Origin of the sequence: Natronomonas salina (genome assembly GCF_013391105.1) — an archaeon.
Lineage (GTDB): Archaea > Halobacteriota > Halobacteria > Halobacteriales > Haloarculaceae > Natronomonas > Natronomonas salina.
Genome location: NZ_CP058335.1, coordinates 2,893,726 through 2,917,500, shown reverse-complemented (window position 1 = coordinate 2,917,500; position 23,775 = coordinate 2,893,726). Strand labels below are relative to the sequence as shown.

General features: G+C 68.7%; 23 protein-coding genes. 14 read left to right on the top strand and 9 right to left on the bottom strand.

What is annotated here, in order from left to right:
* Nucleotides 1-503 precede the first annotated feature (503 nt).
* The 3 genes from HWV07_RS15095 to HWV07_RS15085 all read left to right on the top strand — a co-directional run bounded on the left by HWV07_RS15095 (nucleotide 504) and on the right by HWV07_RS15085 (nucleotide 2,574).
* Entirely contained in the window at nucleotides 504-1,187 is a 684-nt protein-coding gene (locus HWV07_RS15095; RefSeq protein WP_178335107.1) for a M14 family metallopeptidase, read from the top strand.
* Complete coding sequence (locus tag HWV07_RS15090; protein WP_178335106.1) at nucleotides 1,184-1,456, top strand: hypothetical protein; 273 nt, start codon at nucleotides 1,184-1,186, stop codon at nucleotides 1,454-1,456. The genes HWV07_RS15095 and HWV07_RS15090 overlap by 4 nt, the downstream gene beginning before the upstream one ends.
* Before the next feature lie 107 nt (nucleotides 1,457-1,563).
* Complete coding sequence (locus HWV07_RS15085; protein WP_178335105.1) at nucleotides 1,564-2,574, top strand: aldo/keto reductase; 1,011 nt, start codon at nucleotides 1,564-1,566, stop codon at nucleotides 2,572-2,574.
* A gap of 23 nt (nucleotides 2,575-2,597) precedes the next feature.
* Here HWV07_RS15085 and HWV07_RS15080 read toward each other — a convergent pair whose 3' ends face one another.
* The 3 genes from HWV07_RS15080 to HWV07_RS15070 all read right to left on the bottom strand — a co-directional run bounded on the left by HWV07_RS15080 (nucleotide 2,598) and on the right by HWV07_RS15070 (nucleotide 5,371).
* Nucleotides 2,598-3,386, bottom strand: a complete 789-nt coding sequence (locus HWV07_RS15080; RefSeq protein ID WP_178335104.1) for a formate/nitrite transporter family protein — start codon at nucleotides 3,384-3,386, stop codon at nucleotides 2,598-2,600.
* Between the two features lie 108 nt (nucleotides 3,387-3,494).
* Nucleotides 3,495-4,598 carry a glutamate-cysteine ligase family protein gene (locus tag HWV07_RS15075; protein ID WP_178335103.1) on the bottom strand — a complete coding sequence of 368 codons (1,104 nt, stop codon included), beginning with the start codon at nucleotides 4,596-4,598 and terminating at the stop codon, nucleotides 3,495-3,497.
* 230 nt (nucleotides 4,599-4,828) lie between these two features.
* Nucleotides 4,829-5,371: a DUF5806 family protein gene (locus HWV07_RS15070; RefSeq protein WP_178335102.1), complete on the bottom strand. Its 543-nt coding sequence runs from the start codon at nucleotides 5,369-5,371 to the stop codon at nucleotides 4,829-4,831.
* Nucleotides 5,372-5,536: 165 nt separating this feature from the next.
* On the opposite strand from HWV07_RS15070, the gene HWV07_RS15065 reads away from it, so the two are divergent.
* Together HWV07_RS15065 and HWV07_RS15060 are read left to right on the top strand one after the other, a co-directional pair.
* Nucleotides 5,537-5,941, top strand: a complete 405-nt coding sequence (locus HWV07_RS15065) for a CBS domain-containing protein (RefSeq protein WP_178335101.1) — start codon at nucleotides 5,537-5,539, stop codon at nucleotides 5,939-5,941.
* A 67-nt stretch (nucleotides 5,942-6,008) separates the two neighbouring features.
* Nucleotides 6,009-6,428, top strand: a complete 420-nt coding sequence (locus HWV07_RS15060) for a dCTP deaminase/dUTPase family protein (protein ID WP_178335100.1) — start codon at nucleotides 6,009-6,011, stop codon at nucleotides 6,426-6,428.
* A gap of 7 nt (nucleotides 6,429-6,435) precedes the next feature.
* On the opposite strand, the gene HWV07_RS15055 is transcribed toward HWV07_RS15060, so the two are convergent.
* Nucleotides 6,436-6,591, bottom strand: coding sequence for a hypothetical protein (locus HWV07_RS15055; RefSeq protein WP_178335099.1), 156 nt, complete (start codon nucleotides 6,589-6,591; stop codon nucleotides 6,436-6,438).
* A 122-nt stretch (nucleotides 6,592-6,713) separates the two neighbouring features.
* On the opposite strand from HWV07_RS15055, the gene HWV07_RS15050 reads away from it, so the two are divergent.
* Nucleotides 6,714-6,899 (top strand): hypothetical protein, encoded by a 186-nt coding sequence (locus tag HWV07_RS15050; protein ID WP_178335098.1) that lies wholly within the window; start codon nucleotides 6,714-6,716, stop codon nucleotides 6,897-6,899.
* A 28-nt stretch (nucleotides 6,900-6,927) separates the two neighbouring features.
* Here HWV07_RS15050 and HWV07_RS15045 read toward each other — a convergent pair whose 3' ends face one another.
* From HWV07_RS15045 to HWV07_RS15035, 3 genes are all read right to left on the bottom strand, one after another.
* Complete coding sequence (locus HWV07_RS15045; RefSeq protein WP_178335097.1) at nucleotides 6,928-8,286, bottom strand: DUF445 family protein; 1,359 nt, start codon at nucleotides 8,284-8,286, stop codon at nucleotides 6,928-6,930.
* A 319-nt stretch (nucleotides 8,287-8,605) separates the two neighbouring features.
* On the bottom strand, nucleotides 8,606-9,964 hold the full coding sequence (locus HWV07_RS15040; protein ID WP_178335096.1) for a DUF445 family protein: 1,359 nt from the start codon (nucleotides 9,962-9,964) through the stop codon (nucleotides 8,606-8,608).
* A gap of 188 nt (nucleotides 9,965-10,152) precedes the next feature.
* Nucleotides 10,153-11,529, bottom strand: a complete 1,377-nt coding sequence (locus tag HWV07_RS15035; RefSeq protein ID WP_178335095.1) for a DUF445 domain-containing protein — start codon at nucleotides 11,527-11,529, stop codon at nucleotides 10,153-10,155.
* Nucleotides 11,530-11,738: 209 nt separating this feature from the next.
* On the opposite strand from HWV07_RS15035, the gene HWV07_RS15030 reads away from it, so the two are divergent.
* Both HWV07_RS15030 and HWV07_RS15025 read left to right on the top strand, forming a co-directional pair.
* A complete protein-coding gene (locus tag HWV07_RS15030; RefSeq protein WP_178335094.1) occupies nucleotides 11,739-11,924 on the top strand; it encodes a hypothetical protein in 186 nt (61 codons plus the stop codon).
* A gap of 83 nt (nucleotides 11,925-12,007) precedes the next feature.
* Nucleotides 12,008-13,480 (top strand): lipase maturation factor family protein, encoded by a 1,473-nt coding sequence (locus HWV07_RS15025; RefSeq protein WP_178335093.1) that lies wholly within the window; start codon nucleotides 12,008-12,010, stop codon nucleotides 13,478-13,480.
* Nucleotides 13,481-13,529: 49 nt separating this feature from the next.
* Here HWV07_RS15025 and HWV07_RS15020 read toward each other — a convergent pair whose 3' ends face one another.
* Nucleotides 13,530-15,848 carry a S8 family peptidase gene (locus HWV07_RS15020; RefSeq protein WP_178335092.1) on the bottom strand — a complete coding sequence of 773 codons (2,319 nt, stop codon included), beginning with the start codon at nucleotides 15,846-15,848 and terminating at the stop codon, nucleotides 13,530-13,532.
* A 159-nt stretch (nucleotides 15,849-16,007) separates the two neighbouring features.
* Between HWV07_RS15020 and HWV07_RS15015 the strand changes: the two genes are divergently transcribed.
* The 5 genes from HWV07_RS15015 to HWV07_RS14995 all read left to right on the top strand — a co-directional run bounded on the left by HWV07_RS15015 (nucleotide 16,008) and on the right by HWV07_RS14995 (nucleotide 19,096).
* Nucleotides 16,008-16,688 (top strand): DJ-1/PfpI family protein, encoded by a 681-nt coding sequence (locus tag HWV07_RS15015; RefSeq protein WP_178335091.1) that lies wholly within the window; start codon nucleotides 16,008-16,010, stop codon nucleotides 16,686-16,688.
* Nucleotides 16,689-16,909: 221 nt separating this feature from the next.
* Complete coding sequence (locus tag HWV07_RS15010) at nucleotides 16,910-17,380, top strand: Lrp/AsnC family transcriptional regulator (RefSeq protein WP_178335090.1); 471 nt, start codon at nucleotides 16,910-16,912, stop codon at nucleotides 17,378-17,380.
* 1 nt (nucleotide 17,381) lies between these two features.
* A complete protein-coding gene (locus HWV07_RS15005; protein ID WP_178335089.1) occupies nucleotides 17,382-17,708 on the top strand; it encodes a HalOD1 output domain-containing protein in 327 nt (108 codons plus the stop codon).
* An 83-nt stretch (nucleotides 17,709-17,791) separates the two neighbouring features.
* Entirely contained in the window at nucleotides 17,792-18,430 is a 639-nt protein-coding gene (locus HWV07_RS15000; protein ID WP_178335088.1) for an alpha/beta hydrolase, read from the top strand.
* 51 nt (nucleotides 18,431-18,481) lie between these two features.
* Nucleotides 18,482-19,096, top strand: coding sequence for a class I SAM-dependent methyltransferase (locus HWV07_RS14995; protein WP_178335087.1), 615 nt, complete (start codon nucleotides 18,482-18,484; stop codon nucleotides 19,094-19,096).
* On the opposite strand, the gene HWV07_RS14990 is transcribed toward HWV07_RS14995, so the two are convergent.
* Nucleotides 19,083-19,727, bottom strand: a complete 645-nt coding sequence (locus HWV07_RS14990; RefSeq protein WP_178335086.1) for a DUF7344 domain-containing protein — start codon at nucleotides 19,725-19,727, stop codon at nucleotides 19,083-19,085. The two genes, HWV07_RS14995 and HWV07_RS14990, sit on opposite strands and share 14 nt — an antisense overlap.
* 233 nt (nucleotides 19,728-19,960) lie before the next feature.
* On the opposite strand from HWV07_RS14990, the gene HWV07_RS14985 reads away from it, so the two are divergent.
* On the top strand, nucleotides 19,961-23,710 hold the full coding sequence (locus HWV07_RS14985) for a PAS domain S-box protein (protein ID WP_178335085.1): 3,750 nt from the start codon (nucleotides 19,961-19,963) through the stop codon (nucleotides 23,708-23,710).
* Nucleotides 23,711-23,775: the final 65 nt, after the last annotated feature.

Genomic DNA, 23,775 nt, shown 5'->3' with positions numbered 1-23,775 from the left:
TCATGGTTTCTGAGTAATCTACTGCTCCGACCAAAAACCTTCGCCGAATTACAGGGAAGATGAGGCTCGCAAGCGGCCAAATACATCACACAATCTCAACCGATAATTTATATCACCAGAGAGTAGGACTGATAGTATGGGCCAGGGGAACTGCATCAACTGCGGGGAGGGAGACGCGAAGTCGTACGACTTGCAGGTCAGAAACACGAACCACACTAGCGTGTCCCTGTGTGGGACCTGCCGCGCTGCTATCGAACGCGAACTCGACGGTCCAGGAGGTCAGTAGGGATTCCGAGAACGCGACCGGTACCGGTGAAGCCCAGCTTACGGCTCCCTTAGCAATTCGATAACGATAGCAGAGCATAGTGTACCGGGGACCGATGGATAGACGAAGCTTTCTCGCCGCAGGCGTCGGGGTCGCCGCAGCCAGCGCTGTGGGTACCGCGGCGGGATGGGCAGCCGTCCGTCCGGTGGAGCGGTCGGCGCCCGAGCCGGGCGAGGCGATGAGCGCGACGACCACGGCGATCATGGAGGGGACCGACCGCGAGACGACGGTCTACGAGCTCGACTCCGGCACCGAGGGGCCGACGGTGATGGTCGTCGGCGGGATGCACGGCAACGAGGTCAGCGGCTACCGCGCTGCCGAGGAGATCGCCGGCTGGACGATCGACCGGGGGACGCTGGTCGTCGTCCCGTGGGCCAACGTCCTCGCGATCGACGACCACCAGCGCAGCGGTCCCGAGGGCGACCTGAACCGCAAGTTCCCGACGGGCCAGGAGCCGACGACGGACCTCGCGCGAGCGCTCTGGGAGACGGTGACGGAGCACGACCCGGACGTCGTCTTCGACCTCCATCGCTCCCGCGGCATCCTCGGGACGCACGCCGAGTGGGTCGGCCAGGCGGTGTTCCCCACCGCACAGGCCGAGGAGCACGCTCGGGCGGTCATCGAGGCGGTCAACGACGAGGTCGTGCCGACGACGATGCCGTACCACGAGTTCGCCGTCTCCGGCCCGCTGTCGGGCGGCGCCCCCCTGCTGATGCACAAGGTCGCCGGCGAGCTCCAGCGGCCGGGGTACATCATCGAGACCACCGGCGTCCTGGTCTCCCTCGGGACGCAGATCGACTGGACGCTGGAGATCGTAGAGCGACTGCTCGAGCGCCACGGCGTCGAGCGGGTGGAGTCATGACGGTGTTCCGCAACCTGCCGCTGGCCCGCCCCGTGACGGCGGCCGTCTTCGGGTTGCTGGTCCTGCCGGTCATCGCCGGTACCGTCGACGGCCGGCTGTGGACGCCCCTGGCCGCCCCGGGGTACTTCCTCATGATGTTCATGACCATCGTCGGCAGCGTGGTCGCCCAGAACTACGAGTTCTGGGTGTACTGGCCGCCGTTCGTCGTCGTCAGCTACGTCATCGCGGTCGCCGTCGCGACCGTCTACTACGGGCTCCGCGGGAACTGAACTCGAACCGGTTGTCCGCCGGTCGGCAGGTTCGCGGACGGTTCTCTCGTCGCTTCCCTGCCGGTTGCTGAACCCTTTAGGGCGTCTCGGTCGTGGCCTCGTGTAGCATGACCGACCTGGAAGACGTCGACCTGGAGTTCGTCCAGTTGGGGGAGACGGGCCTGCAGACCAGCGAACTCCAGTTCGGCACCTGGCGGTTCGGCAAGGAGACCGAGGCGGGGAACGTCGAGATCGACGAGGAGCGCGGCCACGAGCTGCTGGACGCCTACGAGGCCGCGGGCGGCCGCTTCATCGACACCGCCGACGTCTACGGGAACGGCAAGGCCGAACGCTGGATCGGCGACTGGCTCGCCGACCGCGACCGCGAGCGGTACACGATCGCCTCGAAGGTCTACTGGCAGATCCGCGAGGACGACCCCAACAGCCGCGGGACGAATCGCAAGAACGTCCGCCACCGCGTCGAGCGCATCCTCGACCGGCTGGACACCGACTACCTCGACCTGCTGTACATCCACCGCTGGGACGACCAGACCTCGGCCAGAGAGCTGATGAAGACACTGAATGGGCTCGTCGAGTCAGGGAAGGTCCACTACCTCGGCGCGTCGACGCTGCGGCCGAACGCCTGGAAGGTCGCGAAGGCCAACGAGATCGCCCGCAGCGAGGGCTGGGAGCCGTTCTCGGTCGTCCAGCCGCGGTACAACCTCGTCGACCGCGAGATCGAGGGCGACTACCTCGAGATGGCCCGCCACTACGGACTCGCGGTCTGCCCGTGGAGCCCGCTCGGCCAGGGCTTCCTGACCGGGAAGTACGACCGCGAGGACGGGCTGACGGGGCAGTCCCGCGCCGCCGAGTCCAGCCGCTTCGAGGAGGCGTACCTCACCGAGGAGAACTTCGACCTCCACGACGAGCTCGACGCGGTCGCCGACGAGGTGGACGCCACGCCGGCTCAGACCGCCCTCGCGTGGCTGGTGCACCGGGACGGCGTCACCGCGCCGATCGTCGGCGCCCGCACCGTCGACCAGCTCGAGGAGAACCTGGCCGCCGCGACGATCGACCTCTCGGACGACCAGGTCGACCGGCTCACCGAGGCCAAGCAGGGCCCCTACCCCGGGCTCTGAGACCGAGAGCTCCGAACCGGGGCTTACTGCCGCGACTCGTTCGCGCCGACCGCCTGTGCGACGTGGGTGGTCGCGACCAGGCCGATGCCTCCGACGAGGTTCCCGGCCGTGACGAAGAGCGCGACGCCGGCCAGGCTGGCGAGACCGATCGGCGCGCCGGCGAGGACGCCGAAGGAGAGGTGCAGCAGCGTGACGATGACGTGGTCGAACGGGCCGAGCGCGAGCAGGAACCCCACGACGTAGGCCATCCCAGCCCGGCTACCGACACTGTCGACGGCGACGAGGAGGAACGACAGCAGCGAGACGAGCGTCCCGCCCGCGATGCCGCTGGCGAACCTGGCCACGGGGCTGCGGTGGGCCACCTCCTGGGCGGTCGTCCGGAGCGCCTCGCCGGTGCCGTGCGGCAGCACCCCTGGAACGGAGAGTACGGCCACGAGGATGACCCCGCCGAGGAGGTTGAAGAGGAACGTCAGCGCCCACAACCGGAGTATCGAGGGGAGAACGTCGCCGACGCTGCGGTCGGTCACCACCGCGGCCGGGTCGAAGAAGTTCTCGTTGAACAGTTCCGCGCGGCCGACGATGAGGAACACCATCCCGACGCCGAACGCGAGCGCGCCGAAGACCCGCGCGACCGAGCCGAACTCCGGTGCGAAGCTGGCGTGGACGATGACCTGCCCGACGATGCCGAAGACGATGGTGAATCCGGCGATGAAGCTCGTCGAGACGAGCTCCAGGAGCGACTGGTCGAGGCGTCGTTCGCCCTCGTCGACCGCCCGGTCGAATATCTCGCCCAGATTCGGCGCGGTGGACATACCGTTTACTGCATCTGTCGCGGCAAAAACGCTGGTTGTCGGTTGGCTTGAGCGGCGGCGGGTACTTACTCGGCCGGGTCGGCCTCCTCGCCGAGGGGGGACCGACGGTCAGGCCACGCCCCACCGCGTCGGCGCACGCTCGACGGCGAGGGCGCCGACGTCCCGCTCGAGCCGGTCGGCGTACCGGAGGCGAAGCGCCCGCGATCGCGACCGGGACAGGTGAACGACGTCGTCGAGTTCCGCCGAGATGGGAGCGTAGCTGGCAGGGTCGAACCCCATCGACGCCAGGTACCGCCCGACCGGGGCCGATTCGAGCCCGTGATCCATGGCCGTATCGACCTGCTGCTGTAGCCAGTCGAAGGCCGGCAGCGACACGCTGGACGACGTGATTCCGGCGCGCCCCCCGATCTCCACGCGCCGGTCCTCGACGAGTGCCAGGACGTCCCGGACGTCCTCGACGAGTCGCAGGATCTGTCCCGGCAGTGCGGTGTCTGGCGCGCGCCACTCGACCGTGCCGTACTTCTCGCGCAACCGGACGGGCGCCCAGATCGAGTCCTCGGGAGCGAAGTGCTCGTCGAACGCCTCCGGGTCGACGCCGCTGGACAGCGCCTGCCGACGGAAGCGATCGAACGTCTCGTCGATCCGTTCCTCCCACTCGTCGACGTCCTCGACATAGGGCCACAGCCGGCCGAGTCGGGGGTGGTCCGCGTAACACGTCCGCCGGTAGACGTGGCTACGCGCGCAGGCAGCCACGGGGTGCCCCCGGTGAAACGGGGAACTCGCGACGAGCGCGAACGCCGGATCGAGCGCGGTCAACAGGTTCAACTGGTCGGCCTCGGCGCCGTCGATCTGATCGACGTGCAGGTGCGTCCCGGCACAGCGGGTCGCGTAGTCGAACGTCTCGCCGAGGACCCGACGCTGGATCTCCGTCCGCGGGCCGTCGTTCGTGGCGATCGGCCCGGCGTTGAGCGGCGTACCGAGCGGGACGATCCGACGTCCCTCCTCGCGAGCGACTTCGAGGACCTCCCGGAGTCTGGCGGCCACTTCCGCCCGGAGTTCGGGTACGTCGGCACAGGGATCGGTGACGACCTCGAGCATGGGGTCGGCACTCTCGGCGTGTAGCGTATCGACGCGGTCGAGCACCGGCTTTGCGGATGCCAGCGCACCCGTATCGTCCACCGTCCAGTATTCGAGTTCGAGACTGAGTTGCATGGTAGGGTTGGGTGTTTTCCACCTTGGTTTCGCATCACCGCGGAGCGACGCGGGAGCCGTCCCGAAAATCGTCGTTGTACCGTACCCTACCGGAGTCGGTTGAAGGGGAAAACCCGACCTCCAACGTGCTTAGGTCCGGCGTCGTCGCCCCGTGGTGCGGTTCGGCCGTCTAGTCCGGCGTCGAGCCGCGTGCTGTAGCCTCGGACGGATCCCGGTGAGGTGTGGTCCGTTCAGTCGTCGCCCAGCTGCTCGCCGCAGTGGGGACACCGGTCGTAGCGGAGTTCGGCGCTGGCCTCGCGGACCTCCTGCATCGCGGTCCGGACGCGCTCCTCGGTGGTGAGTTCGTCCTCCAGGGAGACGTCCGCGCCCTCGACCTCCAGGAGGAACTTGGCGGTCTCGACGGCCTCGTACATCAGGTCGTCCAGTTCGTCGGCGGTGACGAACTCGGAGTAAGCGCCGTAGAGGAACGTCGCGCCGGCGATCCGGACCTTCTCCTCGAAGTCCCGTCTGGCCTGGTAGACGGCCTGGCGGCTGTAGGGCTCCGACATGAAGGGGACGAGCTCCGGCAGGTGCTCGCCGATCTTCGTCATCTCGACGCCGGTGCCGGTCCGGAAGTCCGCACAGAGCCGGGCGATGGCCCACTCGCGGGGCGTGAAGGAGACGCGATTGTTCAGGAACTCGTCGACGCGGTCGTAGTCGGCGCTCTCGACGGCGAGTTCCGCGAAACGGTCGTACTCGTGACTCTCGGGAGTCGCGTGCGTGTTCTCGGGCATGGTGGGTTTGCTGCGGTTGCCCGCGTCGGAACGCGGCACTGGAGGGGGATAACCCTGTTGCCGCGCCCGGATTCGCCGCCGCCCGGACCGCCGCCCCCGTGCCGGATGCAGGCAAGAACCTGCACAATCGACAACGCTTAACACGGCGCACTGGATACGGAGGCCATGGACGATATCTTCGTCGCCCGACTCATGTCGTCGGGGATCTACACCGTGAGTCCCGATACGCTCGTCGAGGACGCCGCGCACGTGATGCTGGACAACGAGATCGGGTCCGTGGTCGTCGTCGACGAGACGAACGCCCTCCAGGGCATCCTCACGTCGACGGACTTCGTGAAGATCGTCGCCGAACAGAAGCCGAAGGACCAGACGTCCGTCTCGAAGTACATGTCGACCGACGTGGAGACGGCGACGGCCCAGGAACCCATCCAGGACGCGGCCGACCGGATGATCGAGTGCGGCTTCCACCACCTCCCAGTCGTCGACGAGACGGAGGGCGTCATCGGCATGATCTCGACGACGGACCTGACGGCGTACGTCTCGAAGGTCGAGTCGCCGACCCCGGCGTAGGGTCCGGCCGCGTCCGCGACCCCGGTCCAGCGTCGGTTTTTCGGTCCGTCGGTCCCACGCTCCGCGCATGGACCTGACCGAGTTCGTCGACGATATCGTCCACGAACCGACCCAGACCGATGGCCGGGGCCTCGACCTCACCGTCGCCGGTATCTCGCGCGTCGCCGAACCCGGACGGGTCGACTTCGGCGGCGGCGAACTGACGGCCGCAGAACTCGAGGCGGTCGAGACCGAACGGCGGAACCCGGACGACGACTACGGCTGGTGGAACCTCGAGAGCGGCCGATACCTCATCGAGTACAACGAGTCGCTCACGGTTCCGAGCGACGAGCGCTTCCTCCTGCAGACCCGGGACGAACTCCTGGCGCGGGGGGCCTTCCACCCGACGCTGCACGTCGAGTCGCTGGACCGGGTCCCGCTGGTCGTCGGCGGGGCCGGGCTCCGTCTGAAGGAGAACGCGCGGGTGTCGACGCTGCTGTCGGAGTGAGCCGCGGTTACCCCTCGATAACCTCGTGTCGACACCACCGGCAGGCCCGCCCGCTCCGTTCGCTCCCGTCCTCCCGGACCTCCAGCAAGCGGTCCTCGAGCGCGTCCGCCGGAAGCGGGAGGAGGCGGTCCACCTCGTGGCTGCATCGCGGACACTTGACCATGGTACCTATTGGCACGGAGCCGGAAGAGAGTGTCGGAGGGCGCTCCGAGCCCTGATGGACGGCCAGCGCTTACGACCCGGGCCCGGCGACAACGATATGGCGTCGAACGCGTAGCCTGCAGTATGGCGACGAGCTACACCTGCGACGGGTGCGGGGCGACGCTGGGCTCCGGCGACGAGCTGATACGGGAGTCGCGACACACGGGGCGGTCGTGGTACTGCCAGTACTGCCGGACGCCGGTGCCGGCCGCCATCGCCGAGCGGCTGAGCCACCGCGAGGACGGCTCGCCGACCGACCGGCGGCCCTGACCCGACGGACCGCTGCGCCGTCGCCGGCTCAGACGGCCGTCACGACGAGTAACTGGACCCAGCCGGCGACGAACCCCAGTGCCGCACCAACAGCGATGAGCAACCACTCGTCCTCCTTGAACGCTGCCCGGAGCATCGTCGCGAAGTCCGCGGCCGGCATCTCCTTCATCCGGCGGGCCATCAGCTCCCGGATCGCCCCGCTGCGCCGCTCGTTGATCGTCCGGTCCTGCATCGGCTCGACGGCGTAGTCGACGCCGCGGTCCGCGATCTCCTGGCGGATGGACTCGTACTGCGAGGCCCCGGCGGTCATGCGGACGATGGGGCCCGCGAGGCCGGCCGACCGGTCGATGGCCTCCGCGAGTTCCTCCTTGATCATCCGGCGCGTCCGGTCGGCGTTCGGCCCGGACAGCAGGTTCTCGGCGATGTTCTCGAGGGTGAGGATCTCCTCGGAGACGATCTCCGCGTACGTCTCGGCGGCCTCGTCCTGCCGGCTCAGGAAGATGCCCTGGAACGTGAAGGGGCCGACGTCGATGGGGTGCATCGGCCGGAAGATCATCTTCAGCGCCAGCCAGTTGGTCGCGTACCCGACGAAGACGCCCGCGACCGGCAGCACCCACCACCGGTCGATGAAGACGAAGAGGGGGACTGAGATGCAGCCGAGCAGCGTGCCGAAGTAGAAGCCCGACCGGACGAGGAACGTGAACTCCCGGTCCCCGGTCTCAAGGAAGATGCGGTTGAGCAGCTCGGGGTTCTCGCCGAGGTCCTCGATGACCATCATCTTGATGTCCAGGAGGTCGTCGACGTTCTCGCCGATCCGGTGGGTGATACGCCGGGTGACCGAGGGGAGCTGGTCGCTGATGCGGGCGTGCATCAGCTGCCGGACGAGCGTCGACGAGTTCACCCACAGCTCGGGGTTCTGCTCGCGGACGATCTCCTCGACGAGGTCGTGGATCGCCTCCTCGGAGGTCGAGACGATGTGCTCGGCGATGATCTCGGGGTCGAACGTCTCGTAGAACTCCCGCTGGCTGGCGATGCGGGTGATGCCGGTGTCGACGGAGATGCTGCCCATCTTCCGGGCTCGCGAGGGGATGATCCCCTGCCAGCCGAGTTTTCCCTCCATCATCCCCGGGATCTGCCGGATCCGGTAGGGGAGGTTGGCCGTGAGCTGCTCCATCCCCGGCACGTCGACCCCCCGGAATCCGAGGGGGTAGAACAGCATCCGGATGGCGACCCAGTTGGTGAGGTAGCCGATGATGCCGGTGATCGGCGGGATCAACAGCAGCCGCCACTCGAACCAGGGGACGTAGTCGGTGACGATCGACGAGAGCCGGACCCCCCACTCGCCGGCGAACGCGAGTCCCGTCGCGAGGACGAACAGTGGGGTCATGCTGTGTTGGGGCGCGCCAGTGAGCCGCCGCAGCCCGGCCGTCGACCGGCGGTCACCGAAGTGGTATCTGTTGTTTCCCGAGAGAACTGATTTAACTTTTTACAGACAGGCGAGATTCTCCCGCCGTCGAGCCCGCTGGCGGATTTCCGGGGTGGTCGCCGGTCGACCGGAGAGCTGCGATCGCCGAACGGAGCACCCCGGTAGCCGGGGTCGACGAACCGGGGACCGACGACGACGACGATGGGCAGAGAAAGTGAGGCGTGGTGACGCTGAGAGTCGATGGCCGGTCACCCTCCGGCATCGCAGCGGTGAGCGGGACTCAGACCGCGTTGACGACGAGCAGCTGGATCCAGCCGGCGACGAACCCGAGGGCCGCTCCCATCGCGATGAGCAGCCACTCGTCCTCCTTGAACGCCGACCGCAGCATCACCGTGTACTGGGCGGGGGGGAGCTCCTTCATCCGACCGGCGAGGAGGTTCTGGATGGCCCCGCGTCGCTCCTCGTGGATCTCGTCGTCCTGCATCGGCTCGACGGCGTACTCGACGCTGTCCTCGGCGATCCGGTCGCGGATGTCCTCGTACTCCTCGGTGCCGCCCATCATCCGGACGACGGGCGAGCCGGGGCCGAACATGTCGTCGATGGAGTCCTTGAGGTCCTCCTTGATCATCTTCTTCGTCCGGTCCGACTTGGGACCGTTCATCAGGTTGTCGGCGATGTTCTCGAGGGTCAGGACGCGGTTGGCGACGATACGCGCGTACGTCTCGGCGGCCTTGTCCTGCCGTCGCAGGAAGATCCCGTGGAGCGTAAATGGCCCGATCTCGCGGCGCTGCTTCGGCCGGAAGATCATCTTCAGCGCCAGCCAGTTGGTCGCGTAGCCGACGAAGACACCGAAGATAGGGAGGACCCACCACGTACCGATGAAGACGTACATCGGGATGGCGAAGATGCCCAGGAGCGTCCCGACGTAGAATCCGGAGTTGATGATGAAGTCGAACTCCTTGTCGCCGGTCTCCAGGAAGATCGCGTTCATGTCGCCGGGGTTCTCCTCGAAGTGGTCGATGACCATCATCTTGATGTCGAGGAGTTCGTCGACGTTCTCGCCGATTCGCTGGGTGATGTGCCGGATGATCTCCGGGAGCTGGTCGTCGACGCGCTGTCGGATCACCTCGCGGGCCTGCTCGGGGGCGTTGTCCCACAGCTCGGGGTTCTGCTCGCGGATCGTCTCGATGACCATCCCCCGGATCTCCTCGCCGGAGTTCTCGTGGATGTACTCGGCGAGGCGGTCGGGGTCGAACTCCTCGTAGACCTCCTCCTGGGTGGCGAGCTGTGAGAGCGCGCTGTCGACGTTGATGCTGCCCATCTTGCGGGCCTTCGAGGGGATGATCCCCTGCCAGCCGGCCCGGCCCTGCAGCATCCCGGGGATCTGCCGGATGCGGTACGGCGAGTTCGCCGTAATGTGCTCCATCCCCGGCACGTCGACGCCCTTGAAGCGCAGCGGGTGGAACAGCATGTAGATGGCGGCGTAGTTGGTGATGTACCCGATGATGCCGGTGATCGGCGGGATCAACAGCAGACTCCACTCCCACCAGCTCAGGAGGCCACCGGTGGCAGCGACGGTTTCGGGGAGCGACTCGACGACGTGGGTCAACGAGGCGACGATGACGAACGCGGAATTCATCTGAACATGAGGGTGTTCTGGGGGTCGGTTCGGGACGCGGAACGGCCCGGGACGACACGACGGGTCCTGTGTACACGTATCACATAATCCGATTTAACTTTTTACAGCCATCCAGGAGTTATACGGCGCCTAGGCACTTGCATTTGCAAGCTCCATCGGCTAGCGTCGAGGTGACGCGACGCCGCGGGTCACACCGTGGTCACGACGAGCAACTGGATCCAGCCGGCGACGAACCCCAGCGCGGCCCCGCAGGCGATGAGCAGCCACTCGTCCTCCTTGAACGCCGACCGCAGCATGTGCGCGAACTCGTCCGGCGGGAGCTCCTTCATCCGACTGGCGAGCAACCGCTCGATGGCGCTCCGCCGCGCCTCGTTTATCTCGGGCTCCTGGAGCGGCGAGACCGCGTACTCGACGCCGTTCTCCGCGACTTCGTCCCGGACGGCCTCGTACTCCTCGGTGCCGCCGAGGACCCGGACGACCGGCGAGTCCGCCCCGAACATGTCGTCGATTGACTCGCGGAGGTCCTCCCTGATCAGCTGTCGGGTGCGGTCGGAATTCGGCCCGTACATGAGGTTGTCGGCGATGTTCTCGAGGGTGATGATCTCCCGGGCGACGATCTCGGCGTACGTCTCGCTGGCGACGTCCTGCCGTCGCAGGAAGATGCCCTGCAGCGTGAACGGCCCGATATCGTGACGCTGCAGCGGCCGGAAGATCATCTTCAGCGCCAGCCAGTTGGTCGTATAGCCGACGAAGACGCCGAACAGCGGCAGGACCCACCAGGAACCGATGATGACGTACGCGGGGATGGAGAAGATGCCGAGCAGCGTGCCGAAGTAGAACCCAGAGTTGACGATGAAGTCGAACTCCTTGTCGCCGGTCTCCAGGAAGATCTCGTTGACGTGTTCGGGGTGCTCGTCGAGGTGCTCGATGACCATCATCTTCGTGTCGAACAGCTCGTCGACGTGCTCGCCGATGTGCTCGGTGATGTGCTGGATGATCTCCGGGAGCTGGTCGTCCACCTGCGAGCGGACCGCGTCGTGGACCTGCTCGGGGGCGTCGTCCCACAGCTCGGGGTTCTGCTCGCGGATCGTCTCGACGACCATCTCCTTGATGTCGTCGCCCGCGGACTCGTAGATGTGGTCGGCCAGGAGGTCGGGGTCGAGTTCCTGGAAGATCTCGGTCTGCGTGGTGATCTTCCCGATCGCCGTGTCGACGTTGATGCTGCCCATCTTACGGGCCTTCGAGGGGATGATACCCTGCCAGCCGACGCGGCCCTCCAGCATTCCCGGTATCTGCCGGATGCGGTACGGCGAGTTCACGGTCAGCTTCTCCATGCCGGGGACGTCGAACCCCTTGAACCGCAGCGGGTGGAACAGCATGTAGATGGCGACGTAGTTGGTGATGTACCCGATGATGCCGGTGATCGGCGGGATCAACAGCAGTCGCCACTCCCACCAGCCGAAGAGGTCGCCGCCGATGGCCGCGACCGCGGGGAGTGCTCGAAGCGTCGACGCGACGCCGATCGCTGCGGCCGTCTCGACGAGCAGGGCGAAAGCGATGTTCATCTCGTGTGGAGGTGCGGGGAGTTCGGTCGGAGACGATACGCCGTGGGTCGTGCAAACACATCACTCGGTTCAGGTTTAACTTTTTGCAGCTTACCGGCCACAGATCGACGGTAGCCGACGCGAAACCCTCAGAATAGAGGCTCGGTGGCGGAGCGCCGCGGTCCGTCCATCCCCTGGACTGAAACCTTCGCCCGCCGAAACGACCCCGCATGGAGCGGTTCGCCGAACTGATCACCGCCGGCGGCCTCGCCCTGGTCGCGGGGCTGTGGCTGACGGCGCTGGTCGCGACCGGGTCGCTACCCTGGCTGGCCGGCGCCGCCCTCGCACTGGCCGGAGCGGTCGGTCTCGGCGCCGGCATCTGGACCGAACTCGACGTCGACGTCCGGGAGGCCTGACGGAAGGACCGGGCTGACGGCTGTCCGCACGCCGACGGCGGCGTCCCCCACTGATTTGGGGGTCCGGGGAGTTACCCGCGGACATGGAGCTACCCTGGGCCGAGAGCTACTGGCTCGCCCGCTTCGCCTTCCAGCGGGGGCTCGCGCTCATCTACCTCCTGGGGTTCCTCGTCGCGGCGACGCAGTTCCGCCCGCTGGCCGGCGAGGACGGGCTGCTGCCGATCGAGAACTACCGCGAGCGGTGGGACTTCCGGGAGCGACCCAGCCTCTTCCACCTCGTCCCCGACGACCGCGCGGTCGCCGTCACCGCCTGGACCGGCGTCGGCCTCTCGGCGCTGGCCGTCCTCGCGGTCCCCTACTGGTTGCCCGACGCGCTCGCCGTCCCCGCCTCGATGGCCCTGTGGGCGCTGCTGTGGCTGCTCTACCTCTCGTTCGTCAACGCCGGCCAGACGTTCTACGGCTACGGCTGGGAGTCGATGCTGCTGGAGACCGGCTTCCTCGCGGTGTTCCTCGGCGCCGGCGACGCCGGCCCGCCGTTCGTCGTGATCCTCCTGTTGAAGTGGGTGCTGTTCCGCAACATGTTCGGCGCGGGGCTCATCAAGCTCCGCGGCGACGACTGCTGGCGCGAGCTGACGTGCATGGACTACCACTACGAGACCCAGCCGATCCCGAACCCGCTGTCGTGGCACGCCCACCACCTCCCCGACCGGTTCCACCGCGTCGAGACGCTGGGCAACCACGTCGTCGAGCTGGCGGTGCCGTTCCTCTACTTCGCGCCGCAGCCCTGGGCCGCCGCGGCGGGGCTCGCGACGGTCGGCTTCCAGCTGTGGCTGATGCTCACCGGGAACTTCTCGTGGCTGAACGCGCTGACGCTCGTCCTCGCCATTCCGACGTTCGGCGACGGCGTGGTCCAGTCGGTGCTCCCGGCGACGACGCCCGCGGTCGCGCCGACGCCGACGTACCTCCAGGCGCTCGCGCTGCTGGTCGCTGCCGTTGTCGTCTACAAGAGTGTCGAGCCCACCCGCAACATGCTCTCGACCTCGCAGGTGATGAACACCTCCTTCGACCCGCTGCACCTCGTCAACAGCTACGGCGCCTTCGGCCGCGTCACCCGCGAGCGCTACGAGGTCGTGATCCAGGGCACCCGCGACGACCCCGAGGACGACCCCGAGTGGGAGACCTACACCTTCCCGGGGAAGCCGACCGACCCCGGGCGCCGGCCGCCGCAGCTGGCGCCGTACCACCTCCGGCTGGACTGGCAGCTGTGGTTCGCCGCCATGTCCTCGACGCCGCACCGCCACCCGTGGTTCTCGCGGCTGCTCGAGAAGCTGCTGGAAGGTGACGAGGCGGTGCGGTCGCTGCTGAAGGACGACCCGTTCCCCGAGGAGCCCCCGACGCACGTCCGGGCGGTGCGGTACCGCTACCGGTACACGACGCCCGAGGAGCGACGCGAGACTGGGCGGTGGTGGCACCGCGAGCGGTCCGGGCCGTACGTCCGGCCGGTCTCCCTCGAGGAGCTCCGGTCGGGGTCGACGGCGCGGCGCCGCCGGTTCTGACCCCGGTCGCCGATTGCGGCGCCCGAACGGGGACCGACCCGGACGGAGTTCAGAGGTCGGGTTGCTCCTGGCCGACGACCGCGTTCGTGTCCTCGGTGTCCGGGATGGGCACGAAGGACTCGCCGTCCTCGGCGATGGCCTCCGCGGGCCCGAAGCCGTACTGGCCGGTCTCCGAGGGGGCCTCGACGATGTAGCCGAAGGTCGTCTCGCCCTCGCCATGGTAGTCGACGTCGAAGTAGACGTACTTGGCGTCGAACACCTCGACGACCTCCGCGTGGTCCCCGGCGACCACCTCCCAGCTCGCCGGGATCGCGTCGCGGACCCGCGAGAGCCGGTGGGTGGCGTCGGTGAGCGTGAACTCGACGTGGTTCACCTGGCCGGCCGTGAAGACGGAGCCGTCGTCGGCCCGGTTGCCCTGCACGTCGGGGACGGCGACGCCGCGACCGTGGTCGCAGAGGTCGACGGCGTTCCACAGCTGGGGGTGGTCGGACTTCGTCTCGTCGTCACCCCGGGAACCGGCCCGTCGGCCGAGTTCCCGGGCGCGTTCGACGGCGGCCGCCGCGTCGACGAAGCCGGCGCCCATGTTCGCCTCGGTGTGGCCGGCCAGTTCCTCGCCGGTGCCGCCCTCGGCCGTCGCCTCGACGATGTTGAGGACGTCGATTGGTTTCGGGAAGTGCCCCGCCTCGCGGCGGTACGCCGCGTTCACGAGCGTACAGATGCCCGACGTCACGGGACACGACATCGAGGTGCCGGACAGCGAGCCGTACCAGGGGTCGGTGCCGTCGTCGCCCCCGTAGGTCGGACCGGTGTACTTCAGGACGTCCGTGTGGGTCTCCGTGGACATGACGGCGTTTCCGGGAGCGCCGACGCCGACCCGGTAGATGCCGAACGGTCCCTCCGGCGCCGACGGCTCCGTCTCGAGGGCCGTCAGCTCCATCGTGAACTGCGACTGGACGTTGTACTCACCGACGACCTCGAAGACGTAGGTCCGGTCGCCGTCGATGGGGGCATCGAAGGTGAACTCACCGTCGTTGACGAGTTCGCTGCCGGTGGCGATCACCGTGCCCTCCTCGCTATCCCTGTGGACCTTCACCTGGATGGCCTGGCCCTGCGGCTGCCACGTGACCGTCGCCTCCAGGTAGCCGGCGCCGGGCGGCGACTGCCACTCGAAGTAGTTGGGGTCCTGGATCGGGTCCTCGTAGGCGGGGTCGACGCCGTAGCTGACGGTCCCGCTGATGGAGGTCTCGTAGTCGGCATCGACCTCCGCGACGTCGCCCTGCCCGGAGCGGTGGAACCGCCGGACGTTGCGCAGCGCCCGCCGCCGGTCGTAGTGGGCGCCCTCGTTGTCGTCGTAAGCGGTCTCGTAGTCGGCGGCGTAGCCCGCGCCCCGCTCGTCGGCCGGCGGGCGACCGCGCGAGGAGAAGTCGGTCGGCCGCTTCGCGGGGCCGAAGTCGCCGTCGAAGGTGGCGGCGACGCCGAGGACGTACGGCGCCTTCGCCGCGTAGTTGAGCGTCCCGTGGTCGGGGCCGGAGTTGCTGGCCGAGAACACCGGGAGGATGCCCGAGGCGAAGGCCTCCCACATCGCGAGGTTGCTGGCGCTGACCGGGTTGAAGTCGTGGTCGTTGTCGAGCCCGTAGGAGTTCGAGACGACCTGGACGTCCAACTCGCCGTTCCGCTTGCGCGCGATCATGTCGTCGACCGCACCCGCGATCTTCAGGATGTAGACGGTCAGCCCGGCCGAGTAGACCGTGAGATCGGCGTCGGGGGCCATCCCGGCGTACTGGCCGTCGGACTGCTGGCCGATGCCGGCGACCGACCCCGAGCAGTGCGTCCCGTGGCCGATGTCGTCGGAGTCGCCGGCGCCGACGTCGACCCACATCGTGTCCTCGGCGTCCGACAGCGGGTTGACGTACCGGAAGTTGTTCCGGAGGTTCGGCTGCAGGTCGGGGTGGTAGCCGTCGACGCCGGAGTCGATGACGACCGTGTGGGCGCCCGCGCCGGTCTCGACGAGGTCCTCCTGGGCCGCCGCGGCGCCTGTCAGCTCCCGGGCGTCGTCGTTGTGGTACTCCAGTTCGCGGTTCTTCTCGACGTACCGGACCGAGTCCAGCGCGGCGATGCGCTCGATCTGGTCGCCGGTCGCCCTGGTGTAGCCGAAGGGCAGCACCTGGAACCGGTAGTAGCCGTCGGCGAGGTCGAACCGTTCGAGGACGTCGACATCGTCGTTGTCCTCGAAGACGACGATGACCTCCTGGAGTCCTCCGTCGGTGTCGATGCCGTCGTCGATGAGCCCCGCGGCCGTCCCGGGCGTCAGCGCCGCCCCGGCGGCCACGCCCGCACCCTTCACGAACGTTCGTCGGTCGAGTCGCATGGGTCGGCGGAAGCACGCCCCCGAAATACCGGTTCTGACAAAACCGTCCAACAGTCGCGCGACGGCCCGGACCGCGCGTCCCCGTGGATAAACCGTCGGGAGGCGGCCGCGACTGCCGGGCGACCGCTCTTTTTGTGGCTCCTGACCCTATCAGTAGGTATGACGTCAGCACTGTTCGTCGTCAGCGAGGAGGGGTACTGGGCCGAGGAGTGTATCGAGCCGCTCACGACGCTCGAGAGCGAGGGCGTCGACGTGACGGTGGCGACGCCGAGCGGCGGCGAGCCGGTCGTCGACGAGCGCTCGCTGGACCCCGACGACGTCGGCGAGGAGACCGTCGAGGAGTTCCGCGAGACCATCGAGTCGCACCCGGAACTCAACGACCCGATCCCGGTGGCCGAGGCCGACGCGGACGACCACGACGCCGTCGTCTTCCCGGGCGGCCACGGCACCGAGTGGGACGTCAATCAGGACCGCCACGCCCGACAGCTACTCGGTCAGTCGGTCGCCGGCGACGACGGCGTCGCGCTCGTCGTCTGCCACGCCGTCGGCATCCTCGCGTTCACCCGCGAGGCCGACGGGTCGGCGCTCGTCGACGGCCGCGACGTCACCGGCTTCCCGAACGAGTGGGAGGAGGGCATCGTCGACGAGGCCGACCGGATGCCGGACGGCCGGAAGCTCCCCTACTACGTCGAGGACGAGGTCTCGGCGGTGGGCGGCAACTGGGACGCCGAACTCGACGCCGACGAGAGCGTCACGGTCGACGGCGACCTGATCACGGCGCGGGGCCCGGAGTCCTCCAGCGCCGCCGCGACGACGCTCCTCGAGGAGCTCGGGGAGTAATCCGGCCCCTGGTGGCCGTGTGGGTTGGGGCCGGTCGGGTCCCGTCAGTCGGCGGCGCCACTAAGGAGTATTATTTTCGTAGCGGTGGTACCCTATCATCCGCTTCCAACCGGGCACAGTTTTCGTTTTTCTCAATCATCTGGTTGTAGTAGTCAGTCTTCGCCATCTGATAGCGCGAGCGTTGCAAAAAACACATCATAGATGGCCGCTACGGGACGCGCATGGAACTGGACGATACGGACAAGGGGGTCCTCTATCTGCTCCAGCAGGACGCGCGTGGAATCACCACCCAGGAGATGGCCGAACGGGTGGGCGTCTCGGCCAGCACGGTGCGAAACCGCATCGAGCGCCTCGAGGACGTGGGCGTCATCCGGGGCTACCACCCGGACATCGACTACGACGAGGCGGGGCTGCAGCTGCACGTCGAGATCATCTGTTCGGCGCCGAACCCGGACCGCGCGACGTTCGCCGAGGCCGCCCAATCGGTCGACGGCGTCGTCGCCATCCGCGAGGTGCTCAACGGCAAGGAGAACGTCCAGATCGACGCCGTCGGCACCGACTCCGACGACGTCGCCCGCATCACCGACGAGATCAGCGACATCGGGCTGGACGTCGTCAACACGAAGATCATCAAGGACACCCACGTCCAGCCGTTCAACCACTTCGGCCAGCACCTGGTGGAGGGGGAGTGAGATGACCGCCGAACCGTCGGACGACGAAGACGTCACGGTCTCCCGGGATCCGGAGACGGACACCTACCGGGCTACCTTCGACAGCGCGACCGTCGAGCCGACCGTCGCCGTCGTCCGGGCGATGGCCGCCGCCGAGGCGGCGGACCCCTCCGACCTCGACCCCCTCCACGAGGCCGTCGACCCGGATAGCCTCGACCGGATCTGCAGCGAGGACGCTCCGCCGCGGCGCGACGGCAACCGCACCGTCGAGTTCACCTACCAGGGCCGCCGGGTGACCGTCGAGAGCCTCGGCTTCGTCGAGATCCACCCCCTCGACGACGAGACCTGAGCGGCGCCGTCGCCGACAACTCACCGGCCTGTCGCTCCGTCACGACCGCCTTCTTCCGTCTTCGGCCCCCAGGTGGAACTACGATGACCGGCCCACACCAGGAGCAGGAGCTGCACACCGCAGGGACGCCGCTGGCCGACGCGACTGCCGCCGTCGTCGCCGTCCACGGCCGAGGCGCGACCGCCAGTAGCATCGCTCAGATGGCCGGAGAGGTCCACAGGGAGGGTATCGCCATCCTCGCGCCGCAGGCCGCGCGCAACACGTGGTATCCGAACTCATTCCTCGCGCCCGTCGAGCAGAACGAACCCGGGCGGTCGTCCGGCCTGCGAGCGGTCGGCGACGCCGTCGAGAGGGCGACGGACGCCGGCGTCGCGACCGAGAAGGTACTCGTGATGGGTTTCTCGCAGGGCGCCTGTCTGGCCAGCGAGTACGTCGCCCGGAACCCCCGGAGATACGGCGGCCTGGCCGTCCTGAGCGGCGGCCTCATCGGCGAGTCGATCGACCGCGACGACTACGAGGGGAGCCTCGATGGGACGCCGGCGTTCCTGGGTTGCAGCGACGTCGACCCGCACATCCCCGAGGAGCGCGTCCACGCCACCGCCGAGGTCTTCGAGCGCCTGGACGCCGACGTCACAACGCGCATCTACGAGGGGATGGCCCACGGCGTCAACGAGGACGAACTCGAGTTCGTCGACGGGATGGCCGGTCGACTGCTGGAGTGAGCCGGCGACGTTCGGCGCCCGATTCTTGTCCCGGGGGCGCCTAGCGACGGTATGAGCGACTGGGACGAACGCTTCCGCGCGGGCGAGTACCCGCGGGCGCCGGAGCCCTCGGCGGTCCTCGAACGGTACGTCGACGCGCTGCCGGAGGGGCGGGCCCTCGACGTCGCGACCGGCACCGGCCGCAACGCCGTCTTCCTCGCCGAGGCCGGCCACGAGGTCGACGCCATCGACCAGTCGCGGGAGGGACTGCGGATCGCCCGGGAACGGGCCGCGGAGCGCGGCGTCGCCGACCGGCTGCATCCCATCCAGGCCGACGTGCCGAGCTACGCGTTCCCGACGGGTTGCTACGACCTGATAACGGTCAGCTTCTACCGCGCGGTCGACCGGTTCCCCGACGTCAAGGAGGCGCTGCGGCCGGGCGGCGTGCTGTTCGTCCAGCACCACCTCCGGACGACGGACGACGTCGACCTCGGGCCGGGCGGCGACCGCTACCGGTTCGCGGCCAACGAGCTACTGCACGCGTGTCTGGATCTGACGGTGCTGCACTACGAGGAAGGACTGGAGACGCGAGCGGACGGCGAACGCGGCGCGACGGCGCAGGTGGTGGCCCGGAACTCCGCGGGTCCGAGGCAGTCGTACCGACCCGACGTCCTCACCGACCGGTGAGTTGCTCGACGACCTCGACGGTGCTGCCCGCGGGGGCCGGCTCGACGACCGCCGTCGCGGCGTCGTACTCGAGGAGGCCCACGGCGTCGAGCTTCGGCAGGTGGACGTGGTGGAGGTCGACGCGGAGCTCCTCGGCCCGCCGGGACAGCGGCGCGGCCGCGGCGCGGGCGAGGTCGTCCCGCGAGATGGGCTCGGCGCGGTCGTCGAGCACCTCGAGGACGGCGCGCCGGCACTCGTCGGCGAGACAGTCGACGAGGTCCTCGAGTTCGGCGTCGGACTCGAGGAACCGCCGGAAGTCGGCGTCGTCGTAGAGGGGGTGGTCGCTCGTGGCGACCGTCCCGGCGGCCCGGTCGCGCTCGAGGAGGCCGACCGACTCGAGGATCGGAACGTGGACGTGGTAGAGGTCGGCGGCGACCCGGTCGACCGCGTCGGGGTCCGGCGTCGGGGTGTCGGCGTCGGCAGCGGCGAGTCGCTCGGCCAGCGTCGGCACGCGAACGGGGCCGTCGTCGAGGAGGCGGGCGAGGATCGCGCGGCGACGATCCGTAAGCCGCTCCAGAACCGGAGTAAGCGGAGGGTTCGCGGCGAGGTCGTCGGGGATGGCCACCCCCTGGTACAGGTCGCTTGAACTCATGCAGGCGGTTCTTCGGGGCCAGCGGGGAAGTGGGCACTCCCAAAATGCTTTGGAACCGGCCTGCGGCGCCTCCGACCGGTAACGTCCTCTTACGTGGTCTGGAGCCCCGGTCGACCCGATAGGCGTCCGTCACCCCCTGGCAGTAACCACCGGCCGGCCACGGCGAAAGCTAAACCAACCCCATCGCAATCTGCGAGTACCCTTTTCGATGGCGAACGGTTGTACTCCCACGAATGGCCGGACACGCCGGACCGACGGGATCGTTCCCCCTCGATACCGTCGGCGACACGTCCGCTCCCGAACGGTACCGGGCCCTGCTCGAGTCGACCCAGGACGGGCTCTACCAACTCGACGCGGGCGGCCGTATCGCGGCCGTCAGCGACGGGTTCGCCGAACTGGCGGGCTACGAACGCGAGGAACTGCTCGGAGCGCACGTCGAGACGCTGCTCGAGGCCGACGACGTCTCGACGGCCGAATCGACGATCCGGGCGATGCTGGCGAACGACCTCGAGACCGCGACCCTGGAGGTGGCGCTGCGCAGGTCGGACGGCACGGTGCTGCCCTGTCGCGTCCGGCTGACGCCGATCTTCGACGATGGCGAGTTCCGGGGGACCGTCGGCGTCGTCCGCGACCGCTCGGCCGGGCGGCCCGCAACCGACGACGCGGCGTCGACGGATCGTGCGCTCGAACGGGAACTCGAGGAGGTGTTCGAGCGGGTCGACGACGCCTTCTACGCCCTCGACGAGGAGTTCCGGTTCACCTACGTCAACGAACGGGCCGAGGAACTGCTGGAGACCGCCGAGGCCGACCTGCTCGGCGAGCGCCTCGATGAGCAGTTCCCGGCGGCGACCGAGACGGCGGCCTGGGCGGCGTTCCACGAGGCCCTCGAGACCCAGGAGCAGGTCGACCTGGAGTTCTACTTCGACCCGCTCGAACTCCACGTCGACGCGAGCGTCTACCCCTCCGAGAGCGGGCTGTCGGTGTACTTCCGCGACAGCTCGGAGCGCAAGGAGCGCGAGCGCGCCCTCGAGGAGTCCGAGCAGCGCTACCGGACGCTCGCCGAGCAGTTCCCCAACGGTGCGGTCACCATGTTCGACGAGGACTACCGGTACACGCTCGCCGCCGGGCGAGGGTTCGAGCAGATCGACGTCGTCCCGGAGGAGCTGCAGGGCCAGCGGTTCGACGACGTCTGGGACGAGGAGACGGCAGCCGCACTCGAGCCGGTCTACCGCGCAGCGCTCGACGGCCGGACGGCCTCGACGGAGCTCGCCTACGGGGGCCGGGAGTGGGTCGTCCACGGCGTCCCGATCACGGACGACGACGGCGAGGTGTTCGCCGGCCTGGCGATGACCCAGGAGATCACCGACCGCAAGCGGCTCCAGGAACAACTCCAGGGGCACAACCGGGCGCTGCAGCGGCTCTACGAGATCAGCGCCAGCGGCGACCGGTCCTTCGACGAGCGGGTCCGCGAGGTCCTCGAGGTCGGCCGGGAGTACCTCGACCTCGAGACCGGCTTCCTCGCGGCCATCGACCGGCCGGACGGCCGGTTCGAGGTCCGGTACGCCGCCGGCGACGACGACCGGTTCCAATCGGGGATCGAGTCGGCGCTGTCGGAGACGTACTGCCGGCGGACGATCGGCTCCGAGGGGTTGCTCTGCGTGAAGGACGCGCCCGAGGAGGGCTGGTCGCAGGACCCGGCGTACGACCGGTGGGCCCTCGACGCCTACGTCGGCGGGACGGTGACCGTCGACGGCGAACCCTACGGGACGCTCTGCTTCGCCGACTCGGGGCCGCGACCGGCGTTCACCGACGCCGAGAAGCGGTTCGTCGAGCTGGCGACACAGTGGGTGAGCCACGAACTGGAGCGGCAGCGTCGCGAGCGGGAGCTCAGCGAGTACCGCGAGTACACCGACGACATCCTCGACGCCATCGACGACGTCTTCTACACGCTCGACGAGGCCGGCGACGTCCAGCGGTGGAACGAGACCCTCCTGGCGGTGACGGGCTACGACGACGAGACCATGGCGTCGATGAACGCGCTGGATCTCTTCGCGCCGTCCGACCGCGAAGCCGTCAGCAGGGCCATCCAGAATGCCTTCGAGACCGGGAGCGCGCGGCTCGAGCTGCCGTTCCTGACGAAGGAGAGCGAGCAGATCCCCCACGAGTTCGTCGCCTCGCGGGTGACGGCGCCGGATGGCTCGTCGCGGGTGGCCGGCATCGGCCGGAACATCACCGAGCGCCTCGAACACGAGGCCGAACTCCAGCGGCACCAGCGCCAGCAGCAGGTCGTCGCCGAACTCGGACAGCTCGCCCTCGAGACCGACGACCTCGACGAGCTGATGTGCGAGGCGACGACGCTGGTCGCCGAGACGCTCGGGACGGACTACGCCGCGCTCCTCGAGCTCGATACCTCCGGCGACGAACTCGAACTCAGGGAGGTCGCCGGCACGGACGCCGACCTCGTCGGGCGGCGCGTCGGCGCCGATGGGAACTCCCAGTCCGGCTACACGCTGGGGCGGGAGGAACCGGTCGTCGTCGAGGACCTCGAGACTGAGACGCGGTTCGACCCGCCGGAGCTGCTCGAACGCGGGGACGTCACCAGCGGTCTCAGCACGGTCGTCGGCTCCGTGGCGGCGCCGTGGGGCGTCCTGACGGCCCACGACACCGACCGGCGGGAGTTCACGGACGAGGACGTCAGCTTCGTCCAGAGCGTCGCGAACGTGCTGGCGACGGCCATCGACCGGCTGGCCCACGAGCGACAGCTCGCCCAGCAGCGCGAGCGCCTCGAGGCGCTCAACAGCCTCCACGAGGTCATCCAGGGGATCACCGACGCCGTGATCGAGCACTCGACGCGCGAGGAGATCGAGCAGGCCGTCTGCGACCGTCTGGCCGCCTCCGACTCCTACCGGTTCGCGTGGATCGGCGAGGTCGACACGCGGAACCAGTCGGTGCTCCCGCAGGCCAGCGCCGCCACCGACGGCTACCTCGAGGAGATCGAGATCTCCATCGATCCCGACGACCCCCGGAGCAACGGCCCCGCGGGGCAGGCGTACCTCACCGGCGAGGTCCAGACGAGCCAGAACGTCCAGACCGACGCCCGGTTCGACCCCTGGCGGGAGCACGCCGAGCACTACGGCTTCCAGTCGTCGGCGTCGATCCCCATCGTCCACGAGGACACCGTCTTCGGCGTGCTGAACGTCTACGCCGAGCGGCCCTACGCCTTCGCCGAGGAGGAGCGGGCGATAATCGAGCAGGTCGGCGAGATCGTCGGCCACGCCATCGCCGCCGTCGAGCGGAAACGGGCGCTGATGAGCGACGAGGTCCTCGAGGTCGAGTTCCGCATTCCGTCGGTCTTCGAGGCCCTCGACGTCCCGCCCACCGACGGGTGGATCGCCATCGACCGCGCCGTCCCCGTCGGCGACGGCGAGTTCATCCTCTACGGCCGGGTGAGCGCGGGCGCCCACGACAGCCTCCGGGCCATCGCCGACCGCCACCACAACTGGGAGTCGATGGAGATCCGCGGCGACGCCGACACCGAGAGCCGCTTCGAGATCCGCGCCTCCCACTCGCCGCTCATCGAGATGATCGCCGAGAGCGGCGGCGTCGTCGAGAGCGCGGTCTTCGAGAACGGCGACCTCAACGGGACGGTCCACCTGCCGCAGGGGACCGACGTCCGGCAGGTCGTCGACCGGGTGGAGTCGGAGTACCCCAGCGTGGAGCTGCTGGCGCGCCGGCAGGTCGAGCGCCCGTCGGGCTCCGCCCGCGAGACGACGCTAGCGCTGACCGCCGAACTCACCGACCGCCAGCAGACCGCCCTGGAGACGGCCTTCCACGGCGGGTTTTTCGAGTGGCCCCGCGACAGCACCGGCGAGGAGATCGCCGAACAGCTCGACATCGCGCCGGCGACGTTCACCCAACACCTCCGGACCGCCGAGCGGAAGCTGCTGGAGGCCATGTTCGAGGAGCTCCCCGCAACCGGGTGACCGGAGGCCGTCGGTGGCATCGCGGACCGACGCGCCCGCCGCGTTTATCCGGGCCGCCTCGGAAG

What these genes read in the sequence shown, in the direction of transcription:
- HWV07_RS15070 (WP_178335102.1), bottom strand. Translation starts at nt 5,371, where the DNA reads ATGCCCGAGAACACGCACGCGACTCCCGAGAGTCACGAGTACGACCGT.
- HWV07_RS15060 (WP_178335100.1), top strand. Translation starts at nt 6,009, where the DNA reads ATGGACCTGACCGAGTTCGTCGACGATATCGTCCACGAACCGACCCAG.
- HWV07_RS15025 (WP_178335093.1), top strand. Translation starts at nt 12,008, where the DNA reads ATGGAGCTACCCTGGGCCGAGAGCTACTGGCTCGCCCGCTTCGCCTTC.
- HWV07_RS15065 (WP_178335101.1), top strand. Translation starts at nt 5,537, where the DNA reads ATGGACGATATCTTCGTCGCCCGACTCATGTCGTCGGGGATCTACACC.
- HWV07_RS15015 (WP_178335091.1), top strand. Translation starts at nt 16,008, where the DNA reads ATGACGTCAGCACTGTTCGTCGTCAGCGAGGAGGGGTACTGGGCCGAG.
- HWV07_RS15090 (WP_178335106.1), top strand. Translation starts at nt 1,184, where the DNA reads ATGACGGTGTTCCGCAACCTGCCGCTGGCCCGCCCCGTGACGGCGGCC.
- HWV07_RS15080 (WP_178335104.1), bottom strand. Translation starts at nt 3,386, where the DNA reads ATGTCCACCGCGCCGAATCTGGGCGAGATATTCGACCGGGCGGTCGAC.
- HWV07_RS14995 (WP_178335087.1), top strand. Translation starts at nt 18,482, where the DNA reads ATGAGCGACTGGGACGAACGCTTCCGCGCGGGCGAGTACCCGCGGGCG.
- HWV07_RS14990 (WP_178335086.1), bottom strand. Translation starts at nt 19,727, where the DNA reads ATGAGTTCAAGCGACCTGTACCAGGGGGTGGCCATCCCCGACGACCTC.
- HWV07_RS15095 (WP_178335107.1), top strand. Translation starts at nt 504, where the DNA reads ATGAGCGCGACGACCACGGCGATCATGGAGGGGACCGACCGCGAGACG.
- HWV07_RS15000 (WP_178335088.1), top strand. Translation starts at nt 17,792, where the DNA reads ATGACCGGCCCACACCAGGAGCAGGAGCTGCACACCGCAGGGACGCCG.
- HWV07_RS15050 (WP_178335098.1), top strand. Translation starts at nt 6,714, where the DNA reads ATGGCGACGAGCTACACCTGCGACGGGTGCGGGGCGACGCTGGGCTCC.
- HWV07_RS15035 (WP_178335095.1), bottom strand. Translation starts at nt 11,529, where the DNA reads ATGAACATCGCTTTCGCCCTGCTCGTCGAGACGGCCGCAGCGATCGGC.
- HWV07_RS15045 (WP_178335097.1), bottom strand. Translation starts at nt 8,286, where the DNA reads ATGACCCCACTGTTCGTCCTCGCGACGGGACTCGCGTTCGCCGGCGAG.
- HWV07_RS15005 (WP_178335089.1), top strand. Translation starts at nt 17,382, where the DNA reads ATGACCGCCGAACCGTCGGACGACGAAGACGTCACGGTCTCCCGGGAT.
- HWV07_RS15030 (WP_178335094.1), top strand. Translation starts at nt 11,739, where the DNA reads ATGGAGCGGTTCGCCGAACTGATCACCGCCGGCGGCCTCGCCCTGGTC.
- HWV07_RS15075 (WP_178335103.1), bottom strand. Translation starts at nt 4,598, where the DNA reads ATGCAACTCAGTCTCGAACTCGAATACTGGACGGTGGACGATACGGGT.
- HWV07_RS15055 (WP_178335099.1), bottom strand. Translation starts at nt 6,591, where the DNA reads ATGGTCAAGTGTCCGCGATGCAGCCACGAGGTGGACCGCCTCCTCCCG.
- HWV07_RS15020 (WP_178335092.1), bottom strand. Translation starts at nt 15,848, where the DNA reads ATGCGACTCGACCGACGAACGTTCGTGAAGGGTGCGGGCGTGGCCGCC.
- HWV07_RS15085 (WP_178335105.1), top strand. Translation starts at nt 1,564, where the DNA reads ATGACCGACCTGGAAGACGTCGACCTGGAGTTCGTCCAGTTGGGGGAG.
- HWV07_RS15040 (WP_178335096.1), bottom strand. Translation starts at nt 9,964, where the DNA reads ATGAATTCCGCGTTCGTCATCGTCGCCTCGTTGACCCACGTCGTCGAG.
- HWV07_RS14985 (WP_178335085.1), top strand. Translation starts at nt 19,961, where the DNA reads ATGGCCGGACACGCCGGACCGACGGGATCGTTCCCCCTCGATACCGTC.
- HWV07_RS15010 (WP_178335090.1), top strand. Translation starts at nt 16,910, where the DNA reads ATGGAACTGGACGATACGGACAAGGGGGTCCTCTATCTGCTCCAGCAG.